The 17,514-nt window shown below is 69.5% G+C and carries 17 protein-coding genes; 5 read left to right on the forward strand and 12 right to left on the reverse strand.

Annotated features, from left to right (window positions below; genetic code table 11):
• Window positions 1–42: 42 nt before the first annotated feature.
• A complete protein-coding gene (locus ACFYL6_RS25780; protein ID WP_387174994.1) occupies window positions 43–1,128 on the forward strand; it encodes a hypothetical protein in 1,086 nt (361 codons plus the stop codon).
• 142 nt (window positions 1,129–1,270) lie between these two features.
• On the opposite strand, the gene ACFYL6_RS25785 is transcribed toward ACFYL6_RS25780, so the two are convergent.
• Window positions 1,271–2,449: a low temperature requirement protein A gene (locus ACFYL6_RS25785; RefSeq protein ID WP_387174996.1), complete on the reverse strand. Its 1,179-nt coding sequence runs from the start codon at window positions 2,447–2,449 to the stop codon at window positions 1,271–1,273.
• Between the two features lie 247 nt (window positions 2,450–2,696).
• Between ACFYL6_RS25785 and ACFYL6_RS25790 the strand changes: the two genes are divergently transcribed.
• Complete coding sequence (locus tag ACFYL6_RS25790; RefSeq protein ID WP_387174998.1) at window positions 2,697–4,037, forward strand: carbohydrate-binding protein; 1,341 nt, start codon at window positions 2,697–2,699, stop codon at window positions 4,035–4,037.
• Between the two features lie 238 nt (window positions 4,038–4,275).
• On the opposite strand, the gene ACFYL6_RS25795 is transcribed toward ACFYL6_RS25790, so the two are convergent.
• The 6 genes from ACFYL6_RS25795 to ACFYL6_RS25820 all read right to left on the reverse strand — a co-directional run bounded on the left by ACFYL6_RS25795 (window position 4,276) and on the right by ACFYL6_RS25820 (window position 10,944).
• Window positions 4,276–4,674 carry a DUF4383 domain-containing protein gene (locus tag ACFYL6_RS25795; RefSeq protein WP_387175000.1) on the reverse strand — a complete coding sequence of 133 codons (399 nt, stop codon included), beginning with the start codon at window positions 4,672–4,674 and terminating at the stop codon, window positions 4,276–4,278.
• Between the two features lie 18 nt (window positions 4,675–4,692).
• Entirely contained in the window at window positions 4,693–6,588 is a 1,896-nt protein-coding gene (locus tag ACFYL6_RS25800) for a CocE/NonD family hydrolase (RefSeq protein ID WP_387175001.1), read from the reverse strand.
• A 120-nt stretch (window positions 6,589–6,708) separates the two neighbouring features.
• Entirely contained in the window at window positions 6,709–7,287 is a 579-nt protein-coding gene (locus ACFYL6_RS25805; RefSeq protein WP_387175003.1) for a TlpA family protein disulfide reductase, read from the reverse strand.
• Window positions 7,284–7,718, reverse strand: a complete 435-nt coding sequence (locus ACFYL6_RS25810) for a hypothetical protein (protein WP_387175005.1) — start codon at window positions 7,716–7,718, stop codon at window positions 7,284–7,286. The genes ACFYL6_RS25805 and ACFYL6_RS25810 overlap by 4 nt, the downstream gene beginning before the upstream one ends.
• Before the next feature lie 85 nt (window positions 7,719–7,803).
• Window positions 7,804–9,849 (reverse strand): M6 family metalloprotease domain-containing protein, encoded by a 2,046-nt coding sequence (locus ACFYL6_RS25815; RefSeq protein ID WP_387175007.1) that lies wholly within the window; start codon window positions 9,847–9,849, stop codon window positions 7,804–7,806.
• Window positions 9,850–10,026: 177 nt separating this feature from the next.
• Window positions 10,027–10,944, reverse strand: a complete 918-nt coding sequence (locus tag ACFYL6_RS25820; RefSeq protein WP_387175009.1) for a dihydrodipicolinate synthase family protein — start codon at window positions 10,942–10,944, stop codon at window positions 10,027–10,029.
• A 235-nt stretch (window positions 10,945–11,179) separates the two neighbouring features.
• On the opposite strand from ACFYL6_RS25820, the gene ACFYL6_RS25825 reads away from it, so the two are divergent.
• Window positions 11,180–12,409 (forward strand): PucR family transcriptional regulator, encoded by a 1,230-nt coding sequence (locus ACFYL6_RS25825; protein ID WP_387175010.1) that lies wholly within the window; start codon window positions 11,180–11,182, stop codon window positions 12,407–12,409.
• Between the two features lie 164 nt (window positions 12,410–12,573).
• Entirely contained in the window at window positions 12,574–12,798 is a 225-nt protein-coding gene (locus tag ACFYL6_RS25830; RefSeq protein ID WP_387175012.1) for a hypothetical protein, read from the forward strand.
• 149 nt (window positions 12,799–12,947) lie between these two features.
• Here ACFYL6_RS25830 and ACFYL6_RS25835 read toward each other — a convergent pair whose 3' ends face one another.
• Window positions 12,948–13,352: a winged helix-turn-helix transcriptional regulator gene (locus ACFYL6_RS25835; protein WP_387175014.1), complete on the reverse strand. Its 405-nt coding sequence runs from the start codon at window positions 13,350–13,352 to the stop codon at window positions 12,948–12,950.
• 54 nt (window positions 13,353–13,406) lie between these two features.
• On the opposite strand from ACFYL6_RS25835, the gene ACFYL6_RS25840 reads away from it, so the two are divergent.
• Entirely contained in the window at window positions 13,407–14,222 is an 816-nt protein-coding gene (locus ACFYL6_RS25840) for an alpha/beta fold hydrolase (protein WP_387175015.1), read from the forward strand.
• Window positions 14,223–14,273: 51 nt separating this feature from the next.
• Here the strand turns inward: ACFYL6_RS25840 and ACFYL6_RS25845 are convergent, their stop codons facing one another.
• The 4 genes from ACFYL6_RS25845 to ACFYL6_RS25860 form a co-directional block, all read right to left on the reverse strand.
• Window positions 14,274–15,629, reverse strand: coding sequence for a BNR repeat-containing protein (locus ACFYL6_RS25845; RefSeq protein ID WP_387175017.1), 1,356 nt, complete (start codon window positions 15,627–15,629; stop codon window positions 14,274–14,276).
• A gap of 127 nt (window positions 15,630–15,756) precedes the next feature.
• Window positions 15,757–16,254, reverse strand: coding sequence for a hypothetical protein (locus tag ACFYL6_RS25850; RefSeq protein WP_387175019.1), 498 nt, complete (start codon window positions 16,252–16,254; stop codon window positions 15,757–15,759).
• Window positions 16,254–16,772 carry a SigE family RNA polymerase sigma factor gene (locus ACFYL6_RS25855; protein WP_387175021.1) on the reverse strand — a complete coding sequence of 173 codons (519 nt, stop codon included), beginning with the start codon at window positions 16,770–16,772 and terminating at the stop codon, window positions 16,254–16,256. The genes ACFYL6_RS25850 and ACFYL6_RS25855 overlap by 1 nt, the downstream gene beginning before the upstream one ends.
• Window positions 16,773–16,896: 124 nt before the next feature.
• Window positions 16,897–17,409 (reverse strand): hypothetical protein, encoded by a 513-nt coding sequence (locus ACFYL6_RS25860; protein ID WP_387175023.1) that lies wholly within the window; start codon window positions 17,407–17,409, stop codon window positions 16,897–16,899.
• Window positions 17,410–17,514 lie beyond the last annotated feature (105 nt).

The following is a 17,514-nucleotide window of genomic DNA, read 5'->3' on the forward strand; positions in this document are numbered from 1 at the left end:
GCACACTCCTCTCCGACATGTTCCCGTCGAGTGGAGGAACAGATGCGTCTCCGATCGTTCGTCACCGCGGCACTGGCCGCCGTCCTGGCCGCCGGCGCACTCGCGCCGGTGGCACCGGCCACGGCGGCCACCGCCGACCGCTGGGGCTTCGCGTACGTCAAGGACCCCACCGTGCCGGTCTGGACGGTGTTGGACACCAGCCGGCAGTGGGGCAGCTGGAAGACCGCCTTCCCGGCCGCCTGGGCCGACGGCGTCAAGCTCGCACCCGGCCGGTTCCAGGTCCGCTTCCCGCAGGTGGGTGCCAGCTCACGGGGTGTGCCGCACGTAACCCCGGTGAACCGGACCGGTCACTACTGCGAGGTGGTTCGCTGGTTCCAGTCCGGCGCCGACGAGATCGTCGACGTGCAGTGCCACAAGCCCGGCGGCACGCGCGAGGACACCCCGTTCACCGTGCTCTGGACGACCAGTTCGGGCGTGCTGCCGGCCGGTACGTCCCACGCGTACGTGCAGTGGAGCGGTGGCGTGGTGGCGCAGTCGTACAACTCCACGGGCGTCGTGAACGCGGTCGGGCCGGTGGGCGTCGGGCAGTATCTGGTGCGGCTGCCCGGGGTGGGGCTGGCCGGAGTGCTCGCCGGCAATGTGCAGGTCACCGCCGTGCAGCCAAACGCCGGCCCTCGCCGCTGCAAGGTCTACTCCTGGAGCGCGGTCGGCAGCGACGTGCAGGTCTACGTCTTCTGCTACGACCAGGCCGGCGCGTTCACCAACACCGACTTCGTCCTCTCGTACCACCGTCGGCGGCCGGTGATCGGCTCGCTCGGCCCGCCGTCGTACTTCGGTTACCTGGGTACCGCCGTCGGCGGGCCGACCAACGACAACTCGGTGCTCGGTGTCGGCGCGAACACGGTGGCGCCGCTGGCGCCCGCCGGCCGCTACCTGGCGACCTTCCCGCAGGTCGGCATCAAGGAGACGCACGCCCAAGTGGTGGCGCAGGGCGCCGGCAGCAACTACTGCCACCTCACCCAGTCCTGGACGTACACCACCAACGCCGACGTCGACGTCATCTGCTTCGACAACACCGGCGCAGTCACCCCACACCGCTTCCTGGCCACCTTCACCTCTCGACTCTGACGCCGCACCGCACCGCGCCGGTGGTGGAGTTCCCATTGCCGGCGCGGTAGAGGCGCAGCACCAGTGGCGGATTCCGACAGCCTCGGCCCGCAGGTGGCAGGCATCAACGCCTGTCATCCCGGTCGACCGCCAGGGGGGCGCCTCACGCCGACGTATTCAGCCGACCCTGCCGGACCGATCGCCGAATCAGAACGAGGTCGACGGCCACGGCCCCGAACAGCGCAGCATTGGTGACCAACGAGATGATCAAGGGCTGGAACAGGAGCAGCACGGGGCTCAGCAGGCCGAGAATCGCCAGGCCGACCAGCCCGGGCCACGGCAGACGGTGGAACACCAACAGGTGGTACACGATCCGACCGATCAGGAAAAGCACGGCTCCACCGACCATGAGCATCACCCAGGCACCCTGTGGATCACTCAGCGGGTCGGTGACGAGCACTTCGTTGCCAACCGCGGTGAGCAGCGTTCCCCCGATCACCATCGCGTGGCACAGTGCGACGGAGACCGCCATCCGTGGGCGATTCTGATCGAGGATGCTGCCGATTCGCAGATCACCGGGAATCAGATAACCGCGCCAGAGCAGCACCACGTTGAGGAACGCCAGTCCGAAGGCGAGTGTGCGCAACGCAGTGATTTCCGCACTGGCGTAGGCGAGACCACTGACCAGGATCGCCTCGCCCAGGGCGATGATGAACACCTGCTGGTACCGCTCCGACAGGTGCTCGCCGACATTGCGGAGGCTCTCGTCCGGCACTCGGCCCAGCCCCGGAGTTGGCCAGCCGAGCCAGGCTATTCCGTAGTCGATGGCCAGGGCGACCAGCCACAGCACCACCCGCTCGTCCTCCGGCCGGAAAGCACCGACCAGCCAGGGCACCCCGGAGATCGCGAACCAGATCATGATCAGCAGCGATCGCTGTTGCAGCGGATGCCCGCGAAGCAGCGTCAGCAACACCGCGCCCCGGAGCAAGTGCACGAGGACGTACGCCCCGGCGAAGATGAATCCGTGCGCACCGAACGCGTTCGGTATCGCGGCCACCATCACCAGGCCGATGAACATGATGCTGAGAATGAGTCCCTTGATGATCAACTGGTTGGGGTTGTACCAGTCGGTCGCCCAGGCGGTCGCGATCCAGATCCAGTAGACGCCCGCGAACAGGATCAAGGTCTCGAACGCGTTGCCCCAGGTCAGGTCATGGAAGAGCCGCCGCGACAGCAGGGTCAGCCCGAGGATGAAGGACAGGTCGAAGAAAAGCTCGAGGGCCGACGCCTGGCGTGGGTGCTCACGCTTACGCAGCAGCCCCGCCACCCGGTTGCCTGCCACTGTGCGTCCGCCTCACCCGTTTCGTCGCACTCTTCGTATCACGGGATCGGGATGGGGCGGGACGTTACGACTCGCTCACCCTCGGCGCGCTCCCCACCGGCGACGTCCGAAGGGCCCCGCGTCGCCCCGCGCCTACCGGCCTTCGCGCTCCCCCAACTTCCCGGGATCTGTAAACAACCCTTGATATTAAACTTCACGAACGTCAATATGTGGAGGACGCGGGTCGTCGACGCTTGGGGAGTGAGCCATGAGAAGCCGTCGGATTTTCGCAGTGGTAGCCGGGGCGGCGATGGCCGTCACGGCCGCCGTCGCCTTCGTCCCCAGCAGCATGGCCGCCGTGTCCTCGGCCAACGCCGTCCCGATGGTCGCCTGCACCGCCCCGGCCTGGGCCGAGGGCAGCACCTACCAGGCGGGCGCCCAGGTCACCTATGGTGGCCGGCTCTACCAGGCACTGGTCACCCACACCGCGCACCCCGGCGCGGGCTGGAACCCCGCCGCGACCCCGTCGCTGTGGCGTGACCTGGGCGCGTGCTCGGGAACCACGCCGCCTCCCACCACGCCACCACCGACGACCCCGCCTCCGACCACGCCACCACCGACCACACCTCCCCCCACCACGCCACCGCCCACCGGTGGGACCTGCGCGGTGAAGTCGCGGCCCGCCGGCAAGGTGTTGCAGGGCTACTGGGAGAACTGGGACGGCGCCTCCAACGGCGTACACCCCGGCCTCGGCTGGATCCCGATCACCGACAGCCGGCTCACCCAGCACGGCTACAACGTGATCAACGCGGCGTTCCCGGTGATCCGCTCGGACGGCACGGTCCTCTGGGAAAACGGCATGGACGCTGGTGTGAAGGTGGCCACCCCGGCCGAGATGTGCCAGGCCAAAGCGGCCGGCGCCACCATCCTGATGTCGATCGGCGGGGCCGCCGCGGGCATCGACCTGAGCTCCACCGCGGTCGCCGACCGGTTCATCGCGACGATCGTGCCGATCCTGACGACCTACCACTTCGACGGCATCGACATCGACATCGAGACCGGCCTGACCGGCAGCGGCAACATCAACACCCTGTCCACGTCGCAGGCCAACCTGATCCGGATCATCGACGGCGTGCTCGCCCGGATGCCGTCGAACTTCGGCCTGACCATGGCGCCGGAGACGGCCTACGTCACCGGCGGCAGCGTGGTCTACGGCTCGATCTGGGGCTCGTACCTGCCGATCATCAAGAAGTACGTGGACAACGGCCGGCTCTGGTGGCTGAACATGCAGTACTACAACGGCAGCATGTACGGCTGCGCCGGCGACTCGTATCCGGCCGGCACCGTGCAGGGCTTCACGGTGCAGACGCAGTGCCTGAACAACGGCCTGACCATCCAGGGCACCACCATCCGCGTGCCGTACGACAAGCAGGTCCCGGGCCTGCCGGCGCAGAACGGGGCGGGCGGCGGCTACCTGTCGACGTCGCTTGTCACGCAGGCCTGGAACTCCGTGCCCGGCCTCAAGGGCCTGATGACCTGGTCGGCGAACTGGGACGGGTCGAAGGGGTGGACCTTCGGCGACAACGTGAAGCGCCTGCAGGGCCGCTGACGGGTGACGGCGCCGGGCCCACCGCCAGCCGGTCTTCCGGCAGGCGGGGGCCCGGCGCTTCGCGTGGTCGGCACCGGGATCGCACTCGGTCGTCGGCGGCGCGCTGGGCGCAGCGCTGACGGTGACCCGGGCCGGGCAGCTGAGCCTCATGAATACGGAAGGGCAGTGGCTCGTCAGTCGAGTCCAGGTGTCCCATGACCACCACACCGAAGACAAGATCGACTTCAAGAGGCGTGGATCAGCGACGGTCGGCGGGGCGACGGGTCAGCGCGAGCCCGAGGGCGATCATGCCAAGGCCGAGGAACAGGTGCAGCCAGTTGTCGGCGTTGTTGAGCGGCACGAAGTTGGCCCCGCTCTGGTGGTCGACGACCAGCCCGTAGAGCCAGAGCACCAGGTAGATGGCACCGCCGGCGACGAGGTAGGTGCGGGCGCCGGAGACGGTACGGGCCAGGGCGAGGCCGGCGACGCCGAAGGCTAGGTGGACGAGGTTGTGCAGGATCGACACCTGGAACAGTCCGAGCAGCTTGGCTCCGGACTCGTGCCCGGCGAACTGCAGGGTGTCGTAGTTACTGGTGATGCCGGGGATGAAACTGAGCGGCAACTGAAACACGGGTAAGGACGGCCGCTCGCCAGGCATGGCGAGCGGCCGTCCGGGTCAGAGGCCCGCGGCGTGCGCGGCCGCGGTGCCGCCGACCACAGGTAGGACGATGTTGCTGCTCTTCAGTGCCACCTGCAGGTTCGCGGCGGTGGTGTCCGCCTGGCTGGAGTACTGCGGGTAGCTGGCCACGATGATCACACCGATCCGGTGGCCGGGCTTGAAGACATAGTCCTCCGGCAGCAGCGGGAAGCTGAAGTTGTACGACTCCCCCGGCACCAGCGGCACGGCGACGCGGATCGACTGCCGGTTCTGGGCGTCCATGATGCCCTTGGTGACCAGCTCGTAGTCGGCCGTGGCCACCCGCTTCGCCGTCTGCTTGTAGCAGCCGTCGTCGGTCGGGCTGGTCTCGCCCCAGCAGTCCTCAGTGGTCAGGGTGATGATTCCCTCGCCGGAGGCTCGGTGCGCGACCCGCTCGTCGGTGCCGTAGTCGACCAGGATCGCACCGAGGTTGGTGTCGGTCTGGTCGGCGGAGGCCCGCAGTTGCACGGTCGGGGTGCCGGAGATGTGCAGCGGCGCGGAGAGGGGCGCAGAGAGGAAGGCCAGCCGGTTGGGCTGCACCACGTCCGGGTTGAGGATCATGGTGTTCTGGCTCTGCGTGCGGCTGTCCTGGAACGCCCCGGTCGCCGGCTTCGCGGTGGGCACCAGCCCGAGACCGCCCGCGCCGGTGGTGCCGGGCTGGAGGAACACCTCCGTGTCGGCCTTGCCGGGGATCGGCCAGTCGGCGTGGGTCTCCCACACGTCGGCGGACCGCTCCAGGTCCACCCGCGGCTCGTCCATGATGCCGTTGGCGACGCCCTGCAGCCAGAAGTCGAACCACCGGTGCAGCGTCGACACCCACACCGCGCGGCGCGAGTCGAACGGGTCGACGTGGCCCTCCTGCGACAGCCACAGCTTGCGCGGCACGTTGTTCTCCGCCAGGGCGTACCAGAACTTGCTGAAGTGGTCCGGCCGGACGTTGTCGTCATTGAGGCCGTGGTAGAGCAGCACGCTGGCGGTGACGTTGGGGACCTTCTTGACGTAGCTGCGCTCGTTCCAGAAGGCCGTGTAGTCGCCGTGTTCGTCGCCGTCGGCGGCGCCTATCGCGTCGCGCACCGGCTTGCAGTAGTCCCGGCGCTCGGGGTTGGTGACCGTGTTGGCCAGCGACGCCACGTAACTGTTGCCACGGGTGACCACGCCGTTGCTGCGCACGTAGTCGTAGTACTCGGTCGGTCCGCTGATGGGCACGACCGTGGTCAGGCCCTGCACACCGGTCACCGCCGTGGCCATGGCCAGCGAGCCGTCGTACGACTTGCCGATCATCCCCGTCTTGCCGTTGTGCCAGTCCGCCTTGACGATCTCACCGGCGGCGTTACGAGCGGTGGCCCGGCCGTTGAGCCAGTTGACGGCCTGCTTGGCGCTCAGGTTGTCCTGGTTGGCGTTGGTGGTCGGGCAGCCGGTGGAGTTGTTGGTGCCGACCATGTCCAGCAGGATGACCGCGTAGCCGCGTGGCACGAAGTAGTTGTCGTAGAACAGCGGCCACTTGTCCAGCAGCCCGTCGCCGTCGAGGTCCGCCTTGCACTCGGACTCGTTGCCTCGGCAGACCGTCGAGTAGTACGGGCTGGCGTCCATCACCACGGGGGCCTTGAGCCCATGCGCGGTGGCCGCCGGCCGCATCAGGTCGAACGCGATGATGTCGCGCAGACCGTCCTTGTCGCTGTCGAAGGTGGAGTCGATGAAGAGGCGCTCCCGAATGGCGTCGGCGTAGCCGAACACCGGCTGGGTGACGCCGTCCTGGACGACGATCGACGGCGGGCTGTCCGCCGCCACCGCCTGCGGCGCCGCGCCGAGGGCGGCGAGCACCGTCGCGGACAGTACGGCCACGCCAGTGCGCCAGCGCGTTCCCACTGTAGGCATGCAGTCTCCTTGATGTGTCCGAGGCTGCGTACGCTACGAGCCGGTGGCCTGTGCCACCACCTGCACGTGTAGGAACTTCGTCGGGTGTGGTTCGACGCGGGCCGCACCGGGGCGACGGGACTACGGCGGGCCGGCCAGCACCAACTCCCGTAGCCACCGGTCGAGGGTCGGGGCGTCCAGGCCACCCGGCCAGCCGCGGAGCAGGGCGCCACCCTTGGCCACCAGCACCACGGTCGGCGGCTCCCGCACCGCGTACGAACGCCAGACCGTCTGCTGGCCGTCCAGGACGACCGGATACTCCACCCGGTGCGCGCGCAGGTAGTCCTGGACCTCGTCGCCCTGGTCCGCGCCGGCCACACCGACGAAGACCACCCGGTCGCGATAGCTGCGGGCCAGGTCACTGAGGGCGGCCTGGCGGCTGGCGCAGGTGGTGCACCAGGAGCTGAAGAAGGTGAGCACGACGGGACGCTGCGCCCACAGCTCGGCGGCGGCCAACGGTGTGCCGTCGGTCAACGCGCCGGTGAACGCCGGGGCGGCCGGGGCGGTGCCGGGCGCCGGGCGCAACGCCAGGTCGGCGGGGACCGGCCCGGGCAGCGTCGCCGCCCCTCCGGCGGGCGCCGGCGCGGGCTCGGGGTCGGGCGTGCTGCATCCGCCCAGCAGCACCGCCGCGAGCACCAGCGGCAGCAGTGCCCGCCTCATGACGGCACCACCGCCACCAGCGCCGGGCCCTCGCTGCTGTCCGGCGTCAGGTCGAGCGCCGGCCGGCCGTCCACCTCCAGCCGATAGGAGACCCGCTGCGGCACCCGCACCGGAACGGCGAACTCGCAGTAGGTGGGCAGGCGCTCGACCCCCAGGTCCTCGGCGACGGCGGCCACCGCGGTCCCCGCCGGCAGTTGCCCGCTGACCAGCGCCGCCCCGTCCGGGTCGAGCACGCGGAACGGCGCCCGGTTGTGAAAGTGCTGGTACGGACCGGTGCCGGCGCAGTCCACGCCCGCGGCCCGGATGTTGATGTCGCGAACCAGGACCCGGACAGTCGTCGGGGAGACCGCCTCCTGGGCACCGCCGCCGGCGCCGCAACCGGTCACGCCGGCCAGCAGCAGGGGCAGCAGCGTCACGATGCCTCGCCGCACGTCATCCTCCTCTCGCCCGCCGGCCGGGTCCGCGGCGGCAGGCCGCCGCGGACCCGGCAGGATCGGGGTCAACCTCGGGCGCCGGTCAGGACTTCTCGACCCGGCACTGCTTGGTCACCGTCTTCGTCGGGTCGCTCTCCGAGGTCGCGGTGAGCTTCACGAAACCGGTGGCCGCGGCCGCGGCGGTGGCACCCACCGACACCGTGACCGTGGTGGCCTTGCCGAACTGCGCGGTGGCCAGCTGGTTGGGCAGCCAGGCCCGCCAACCCTTGCCGGCCACCTCCGCCGACAGGCGGTAGACGTCCGACTTCAGGTACGCGCTGACGTTCTCCGGGTGCTGCTGCCCGCCGGCCGAGTACGAACCGGTGTTGGTCAGCTCGAACGAGCAGGTCACCCCGCGGTTGGTCGGCTTGCCGCCACCGGTCACCTCGCCCTTGCCCAGCAGCACGTCGTGACTGCTCGGCCCGCCGGTGCCGTCCAGCGAACGCACCGCCACCGTGTAGGAGAGCGAGCCGGCCGAGTCCCGCTTGAGGTCGATGACGTAGAAGTGCAGCCGGTTGGCCTCGTCGACGTACTCGTACTGGCTGCCGGTGTCCGCGCCGGCGTGGAACAGCGCGTCGGAGAGCTGCCGGTAGTCACCCATGGTGATCTTCTGCGGGGTGCCGTCCGGCCGGTAGAAGTCGATCATGTCGATGTCCTGCGGGTTGGCGTCCACCACCCACTGGAACGGCGCGCTGTCGGCGTTCTTCGTCTTGCTCAGCAACACGCCACTGTCCGGGGTGAAGGAGTCCGCGCCCATCCGGTCGACGACCTCGACGGTGTAGTTGTTGAAGCTGCCACCGTCGCACAACGGGTCGGTGCTGACCCCACACGTCGGCGACAGGTCCTTGTTCAGCGCGATGTTCACGCCGCTCAGGCCCTTCGGGCCGGCGTCGACCGCCCGGGACGTGACCTGCGCGACCACCATGCCCGAGGAGGCCAGCGCCTCCCGCGACAGCCGCAGCACGTGCTCCTCACCGAGCAGGCCGATCTTGAGTTTGTCCCGCACGGTGTGCAGCGAGCCCATCGAGCCGCCGTTGGTCGGCGGGATCTGCCAGCGGGTGTGCGGACCGCCCGGGCCGTTGAACGACCCGCGCGACATCATGCTCCAGATCCCGGTGTACGCCCTGCGCAGCGGGTCGCCGTACGGGTTGTTGTAGTTGTCGCCGATGCCTAGCAGATGGGTCAACTCGTGGGCGTAGACGCCCATGCCGGAACTCTCCCCCTGCGTCGAGGAGCCGCCGCCGGCGTTCGGCCACAGTGTCGCCGCCGCCTTCCACGAGGTCCAGTCCACGTAGCGGGTCTTCGCCCAGTTCGGCAGGTTGGGGTCCGGTGGGCCCCAGGCGTCCGGCACGTCCTCCTTGTTCTGGAAGATCATCTGCCCGAACTCCTGCCAGGTCGACGACTCGTCCTGGCCGGCGCTGAGGATGAACACCAGCTCGTACTGGTTGGCGACCTCCTCGCCGACGGCCGCCCGCCAGGCGCCCAGGCCGTCGGTGCGGATGTTCTTGCCGCACACGTCCCCGCTCGGACAGGCGCCCGGGTTGAACCCGTTGTCCAGCCCGTACTGGTAGGACTTCGCCGGCATCTGGTACGGCCCGAACCCGGTGAGGTCGACGCCGTAGCGGCCGTTGGAGTCCTGCATCCAGTACTCGTGCAGGGTGTGGCCCTTGTTGAGGGTGTTCGGGGTGTTCAGGAAGTCCTGGTAGAACTTCGGGACGTCCGCCCGGGGAATGTTGGTCGCGACGGACTGGGGGTTGCCGAAGACCGTCGAGCGGGCCCGCTGGGAGACCGCGAACGTCTCGTCAGGATAGTCGAGCGCCACCAGGGCGATCTTGAAGTTGCGGACCGAACCCGACACGCTCGGGTCGGCCCAGTTCCTGCCGGGCACGGCCTTGTAGTCGTTCCAGGTCATGGTGTCCGGGTTCTGCCAGGCCTGCGGATCGAGGACCTGGAACGGCGCGGTGCCGCCGGCCGGGTTGGCCGGGGCCGCGGCGGCCTGCGCCGCCCCGGTCGCCACGAGCGTGGTCACCACGGCCGCGGCCAGCACGGCCCGTCTCAGCCGGGTTCGGTGGGGGGTAGCACGGTGCACGGAACCACCTCTCGTCGGGGAAACGCGGCGCTGGCGTCCCGGTGGGGGGTATGGCGGAACACCTGTCAGCAGGCCGCGCAGCGAATCTAGGAGTACGGGCGGGTGCCGGTCACCGTGCAGATGTCGGCAGGTGGGCCGGCGACTTCCGACACCTGAAGGACCGACGCCACCGGCGGATCAGCCAGCGCCGGCCCCGGAAGCCGGTTCGGCCGTCGCCGCGAGGGCCCGCAGCACGTCCCGACGCACCCGGTCGGCGGCAGTCCCGGACAGGGGTCCGCGCGGTGGGCGGCACCGCCCGCCGAACCGCCCGGCGCACTCCATCGCGAGCTTGACGGCCTGCACGGCTTCGGGCCGGGAGGCCCAGCCGAGTATCGGGTGCAGCTCGGCATAGAGCGGCAGCGCCCGACCCAGGTCCCGGGCGACACACAGCTCGTACAGACGCACGGCCTGGCGGGCCAGCGCGTTGGGCAGGGTGGCGACCCATCCCGTGGCGCCGCACAGCACCAGTTCGAGCACCACGTCGTCTGCGCCGACCAGCACGTCGACGTGCGGGCAGAGATCCCGCAGGCGGTGCAACCTGCGTACGTCGCCGCTGACCTCCTTGACCGCGACGATCCCGTCTATCTCGGCGACGGTCGCCAGCAGGTCCGGCGTGAGGTCCAACCGGGTGTCGTACGGCTCGTTGTGGGCGACCACCGGCAGGCCGACCGCCGCCACCTCCCGGTAGTGGGCGACCACGTCCGCGGCGCGGGCGGCGGGCCCGTCGGGTGGCCGCGCGAGCACGCCGTGGGCACCGGCCTCGGCGGCCTGCTCCGCCCAGCGGCGGGCCTGCCTGCTGCCGTAGCCGCCGACGCCGGGCACCACCGCGCAGCCCGACGGCGCGGCCTCCACCGTCGCCTTGACCACGGCGGCCCGCTCGTCGTCGGAGAGGGCCTGGTACTCCCCCATCGACGCGCACGGCGCGACCCCGTCGCACCCCTCGGCGGCGAGCCAACGGACGTGTTCCTGGAGCCGGTCGAAGTCGACCGACAGGTCGGCGCGAAACGGCGTGGCGATGGCGACCAGCACGCCCCGCCAGGGCCTACCAGCTCCCACTCGGCAATCCCCTCCCCACCCGCACCGTGCGCGGCGTCACTGGTGCGGTTCGTACCGGAACCCTAGGAACGTCTGCCGCCACCGGTCTTCGGACAGATGCCGGAACAGACGCCGTGTCGCACCTCTTTTTTGTCGTGACTTCGACAGTGGACCTTGCGCGATGACCCACCGGCACCGGAGGGTAAGGACTGGCGGTCGCGCGATCCCTGTCACGCAGCGCAACCATGGGAGTTACATGCACGGTGAGCTCCAGCGAATCGTCGACGCCGTCGCCGCCCGGGTGGGGCGACCCGCCCTCATCGAGGATCGCCGACAGCGGGTGGTCGCCTACAGCGAGCACGACGGCCCGATGGACGACGTCCGCCGGACGTCGATCCTGCGCCGGCAGACGACGCCGGAGGTGATCGCCTGGTTCCGAGACAAGGGCGTGCTCACGGCGCACGCGCCGGTCCGCACCCCCGCGTGCGCCGAGTTGGACCTGCTGGCGAGGGTCTGCGTGCCGATCCGGCACGACGACCTGCTGCTCGGGTTCGTCTGGTTCATCGACGCGGACGGCTCGATGACCGACGCCGACATCGCCACCGCGACCGGCCCCTTCACCGACCTGTCGCTGGCCCTGTACCGGGAGAACCTGCTCGGTGAGCTCGCCTCGCAGCGGGAGACCGAGGCCACCCGCACGTTACTGGTGGAGAGCCGGCAGGCGCGCGAGCACGCGGCGCGGGCGCTGCTGGAGGAGGGCGTGGTGGTCGCCGACGGGTCGACAGTCGCGCTCGTCGCCCAGCTCGTGCCGGCCGCCGGGCGGCAACCCGACGAGGTGTCCCGCATCGCCCTGGAACAGGCCCTGGTCACCACCCGCCGGTGGATCGGGGTACGGGAGACGCTGCACCTGGTCTGGCACGACCACGGCGTGCTGCTGGTCTGTGGCGACCGGGTCGCCGGCCGGCCCTCGCCGGAAGCGTCCGCCGGGCACCTCGACGAGGCGCTGGGCACCGCGACCCGGGGCCTGGCCTCGGTGGAGCGGACCGTGACCGGGATCGGCCAGCCGCGCGCCCGGTTGTCCCACGCAATCGAGTCCTACCAGGAGGCCGCGCAGGCTGCCCGGGTCGGTACGCAACTGCCCGCGCTGGGCCGGGTGGTCTCCTGGGCCGGCCTGGGCATCTACCGGGTGCTGTCCCAACTGGACAGCCAGCACCTCGACGTGGCGGGCGTCCATCCCGGGCTGGAGCGGCTGCTGCGCGACGACGCCCACCAGGTGCTGCTGGAGACCCTGGAGGCCTACCTGGACCTGGCGGGCAACGCGCATGCCACCGCCGAGAAGCTTCGACTGCACCGGACCACCCTCTACTACCGGCTGCAACGGGTGGAACAGCTCGCCGGGACCGACCTCAAGGATGGCAACGAACGGCTGTGCCTGCACCTGGCCATGAAGCTCGGTCGGCTCACCGGCCACTACCGCACGTCGTGACGCCGCCGTCCAGACCGGCCGTTGTCGCTGCCTGCACGCCCAGCGGCAGCACGTCGGTGGGCGAGACAGACCGATTGGACGAGCAGCGGAGTGGGTAGATACCGGACATGGCGAAGAATGATGATGCGATTCTGATTGGTGGTCCGCGCGACGGAAGCCGGTACGTGGCCAACGATGCTGGGCTGGTGGAGTTGGAGATCGATGGGCTGATCCACCGCTACATCCACACGAGCCAGCACCGCCAGGTCGATGGTGCCGAGTTCCGGGTCTACAACTACGACGGGGAGGTCTCTCCACAGGGCGCGCAGTCCGGGGTTGAGGACGCTCAGGACCGGGCCGCCTCGCCCCTCGCCGACGCGGACAAATCCGAAACCGAGTCGCGAAACTGACGAACGGGGATTCGGTTCCCCCGCTGTTTCGGCTGGTGGCCGCCCTTCGTCGGCTGGCCACCAGCCGACACCACCGCCGCATCGGCCATGATCTTGACGACCAAGGCCGGCCGGAACCGCCGACCAACCCGCCCCGCGCCGAGGCGCCGCTACTGGCCAGGTCCGCGACGGCTCGCTTCAATGGTTGAGATGTGCTGCTCAGCCCATGCTCGGACCGCTGCCAGCGGGGCGTCCAGAGAAAGACCCAGGCTCGTGAGCGCGTAGTAGACGCGGGGCGGCACGCTCGCCTCGACCCGGCGAGTGACCAGGCCGTCGCGACAGAGGCTTTGCAGTGTCTGCGACAACATCTTGTTCGACACTCCAGGGGCGCGGCGGCGCAGTTCCGCGAACCCGAGCTCTGCCGGATGATGCTCCGCCAGCACCTTGATCAGCATCGACGTCCATTTGTCGCCGATCCGGTCCAGCAGCTGCCGAGTCGGACATTCCGGGCTGAAAAGATCCCCGGTTACCCCGGGCTCACCAGGTGGCGCGAAAGTGCCGTCTTGCCAAGCCATCACGCGTCTCCCATGTTAAGCAGGTAACCAATGGTAACCAGCAGGAGACCAGACATGGAATTGTGCAGGATCCGGACCAACAGCACCGAGTTGAACGTCGCCCTGGACGGCGCGGGGCCGCCAGTGCTGCTCATGCACGGCTGGCCGCACACCTGGCAGGTCTGGCGCGAGGTACTGCCGTTGCTCGGCGGGCGGCGCCGCGTCATCGCACCGGACCTGCGAGGGCTCGGCGGCAGCGCTCGCGCGGCGGACGGCTTCGACGCGGTGACCGGCGCCGGCGACATGCTCGGCCTGCTCGACGCGCTGGGCGTCGAGCAGGCCGAGGTCGTCGCCTTGGACGCGGGCGTGCCCGCCGCCTTCCTGCTCGGCGCCCTGCACCCGGCCCGGGTGCGCCGCCTGGTGCTGATGGAGGCGACACTGCCCGGCCTGCCCGGCGGCTTCCCGACACCGCCGTGGTGGTTCGGCTTCCACTCGGCCCCTGGACTCGCCGAGACGGTGCTCGAAGGCCACGAGGCCGAATACCTCGACTGGTTCCTCACGGCCGGCACCTTCGAGCGTCGGGGTGTGCCCTCGGAAATCCGAGACGCGTTCGTCAGCGCTTACACCGGCCGTGAGGCGCTGCGCTGCGGCTTCGGCTACTACCGCGCCGCCGAACGGAACGCGGCAGCGATCTCCGCGGCCGGCCGGCTGACCCCGCCCACCCTGGCCGTCGGCGGCAACACCGTCGGCGACCTGCTCTACCGGCAGCTCACCCCCATCGCCGACGACCTGACCGGTGAGCTGATTGCCAACAGCGGCCATCTCGTACCACTGGATCGCCCGGACGCCGTCGCGCAGTTGCTCGGCATCGACTCCGCTACGTCGCGTTAGCGAAGCGGCGGCAGCATCGAGTTGACCGGGAGGTGCCCCCGGCCGGGTCAGTCAGTTCCCGGCGCTGGTGAAGTTCAGGACGTCGATCCGGCTGCCGCCCTGGTGCGGTGCGAAGACGCTGGCGATGTTGTTGGACTTCAGCAGGCGGTGGTCGAGCAGCGGATCGGAGGTGAAGGTCGCCGCGGACCGGTAACGCACGGCCCAGTCAGACCAGACCGAGGCTCGGGACGCGGTCGCGACCTGCAACACGCCCGTGTTCGAGGCGGCGCTGACCACGAACAGGTTGTCCCGGGAGTCGACGCCGATGTCGCCGCGGCTGACGCCCGCCTGGTAGCCGAGGATCCGCTGGCGCCACTGGCCGGTCGCCGCCTCGCGCCAGTAGTGGACGAGCACGGCGCTGGCGCGGGCGTTGGTGAAGACGGCGTCACTGGGCGCCGACGGCGGTAGGTGGGAGGCCAGGACGTGTACGTTGCCCGCCGAGTCGACGGTCTGCGATTCCTGGTTCATCAGGCCACGGTTCTGCCCGATCGCCCAGAACCGGGCAGCGGCGTTGGTCGTCGAGATCGGGCTGGAGTCAGCGGTGCCGACCAGCGCGCCCGAACCACTGCGCCACGTTCGACCCCGGTCCGTGCTGTACGCGTAGTAGAGGTCGTGGTTGGTGCTCGCGTCGAAGGTCTCCCGGACGGTCCAGGTCATGTGCAGCACGCCCTGCCCGTCGTACTGGAACCCGAACAGATAGGCATTGTTGCCGAGCGTGGTGCCATTCATGATCTTGCCAACGAAGTTCCACACACCGGCCCGGTATTCGAACAGGACCTGGTTGCCGTTCCCACTCTCTCCCGTACGGATCGTCAGTTGCAGATTGCCGTCGGGCATGGTGGTGAACTGCGGATAGGTCATGACGGCCATGTCGCGTCCGGCGAGGCTGTTCTGCACGGCCCCGAAGATGCCCGGTGACCAGGTGGCGGTGTCCGGCGAGGTGGCGATGCCGGCCACCGACTTGCGGTAGCGGAAACGCTGGGAGTGCATGTCGAACGACAGGTGGATGCTTCCGTCCGCGTGCGAGAGCCCGATGCTGATCACATTGTGTGAATCGGTGGTGGTGGTGCGGTAGTCCGTCAGGCGGATGGTCTGCCACGCGCCGTTCGTCGGACGCCGGGAGACGTTGACGTAGCCCTGGTCGTCCCAGAACGCCGCGTACTGCCATCGGCTGTGCGAGACGATGCCGTCCTGCTGGAATGACTCGCCGTTCATCAGGCCGGTGTAGCTTTCCGCGGTGCGGCCCTGGGTGGTCAGCGTGGTCGTGGTCGGCGTATTCACCGTCGGGGACGCCGCCGAGGCCGGCGAGCCGGAGGTGACGACCAGCAGGAGCCCGACCAGCGCCGCGCTCGCCCTGTAACGTTTCAAGACCATCATCAAAGATCCTCTCGTGGTGACCACATGCTCAACTGCAGCTTATAGATATCGGTAAATGGAACAGGAATATGGGGTTGACCGCCGTTCTCAGTTGCGGAGATTGCCCCGGGTGAGGCGATCAGGAGGTGCAGAACGACGCCGGCTCGGTGAGGCCGAGGTCCTCGCAGTTCCATCCCGGTCCCTGATCGTGGTACCGCCAGCCCGTGCCGGCTGTGTAATGGAACAGGTAGATGACGGCGCCGGCGGCCGGACGTTCCACATCGGCCGCCGCCCAGGTCTCGACGCACTCCACCTGCCTGGAGGCGAAGGCCCAGCCTGCCGGCAGCTCGACCAGGGTCCCGAGGGTCGTCGTCGACGGACAGTCGGGACTCCGGGGCCCGTCACTGGTGCGGGTGGACCCTGGTGGCGTCGGAGGGTCGGGCTGGTGGCTGGCGCCCACGGCGACCGTAGCGCCGACGGCGACCACCACCGCCGTGGCCGCGGCGCCGGTGGTGAGCGCTATCCGCCGTTGCGACTGCCGCGACTTGCGCAGGGACCGCTCGTACATGTCGGCGGTGCCGCCGTGCTCGCTCAGATCGGACATGGCCTGACGCAGCGGCCCGAGGTTGTCGGTCATCAGGCCTCCTCCATGACGGCCGAGAGCAGCTCGGGCGCCATCTCCCGCATGCGGGCCAGCGCCTTGCTGGTCTGACTCTTGATCGTGCCGACCGAGCATTGCAGGAGAGCCGCGGTCTCGGCCTCGCTGCGGTCCTCGAAGAAGCGCGCCACCAGCACGGCCCGTTGCCGCTGGGTGAGTTGGGCGAGCGCCTGGTGCAGGGCAAGCTTGAGGTCGGTACGGCGAGCATGGTCACTGCCCGGCTGAACCACGTCGGCCAGTTCCCCGGGCAGGGACTCGGCTACCCTGCGGCGCCGCCACCAGCTCACATGCTGGTGGTACATGGCGGTGCGGGTGTACGCCTCGAAGTGCCCGGGGTCATCCAGCCGGCGCCGACCCCGATGAGTGCGGGCCAACGCATCCTGCACCAGGTCCTCGGCGAGGTGCCGGTCGCCGGTCAGCAGGAACGCCGTCCGTAACAAGGCTGGCGAGCGGGTCCGAACGAACGCACAGAAAAGATCGTCTATGGAGTCCGCCATGCCCCGCTCGTCTCCTCCACGTACCGCAAAGTCCTTCGGGCAGCGGCGGCGTCGATGCGGCCGGTTGTTTGTGGTGCACAACGTAGCGGGAGTGCGCCACGGCGCGCGACCGCGGTCACCCCGGTCAGTAGATGCAGAACGGCGCCTCCGTGAGGCCGAGATCCTTGCAGTCGTATCCGCTGCCGTCGCCGTAGTACTTCCAACCCGTGCCGGCCTTGTAGTGGAACAGGTAGACGCCGTCACCGGCGGTCGGGCCCTGCGGATCGGCTCCCGCCCAGTCCTTGACGCACTGGACACTGCCGAAGGTCCAGCCCTTAGGAAGCTCGACCAGGGCCTCAAGACTCTTCGCCGAAGGGCACGTGACACTCGTGGCAGTGCTGTTCGCCGGCTTCGGCGCCGTCTTCACCGGTTCCGAGACGCAGAACGGCGCCGGCTCGCTGAGACCGAGATCCTTGCAGTCCCAATCGCTGCCCTGGTCGTGGTACTTCCAGCCCGTGCCGGCCACGTGGTGGAACAGGTAGACACCGTCACCGGCGGTCGGGCCCTGCGGATCGGCCGTCGCCCAGTCCTTGAAACACTTCACGTCCGTGAGAGACCAGCCCTTCGGCAGCTCGACCAGCGTCTGCAGGGCCGCCACCGAGGGACAGTCGGCGACCCCTGCCGCGGGCGAAGCACTGACGACGCCAGTGGCCGCAGCAGCCGACGTCGGAGCGGGTGCGGTTGGGCTGGGACCAGGTGCCGG

Origin of the sequence: Micromonospora sp. NPDC007208 (assembly GCF_042869175.1) — a bacterium.
GTDB classification, from domain to species: Bacteria; Actinomycetota; Actinomycetes; order Mycobacteriales; family Micromonosporaceae; genus Micromonospora; species Micromonospora foliorum.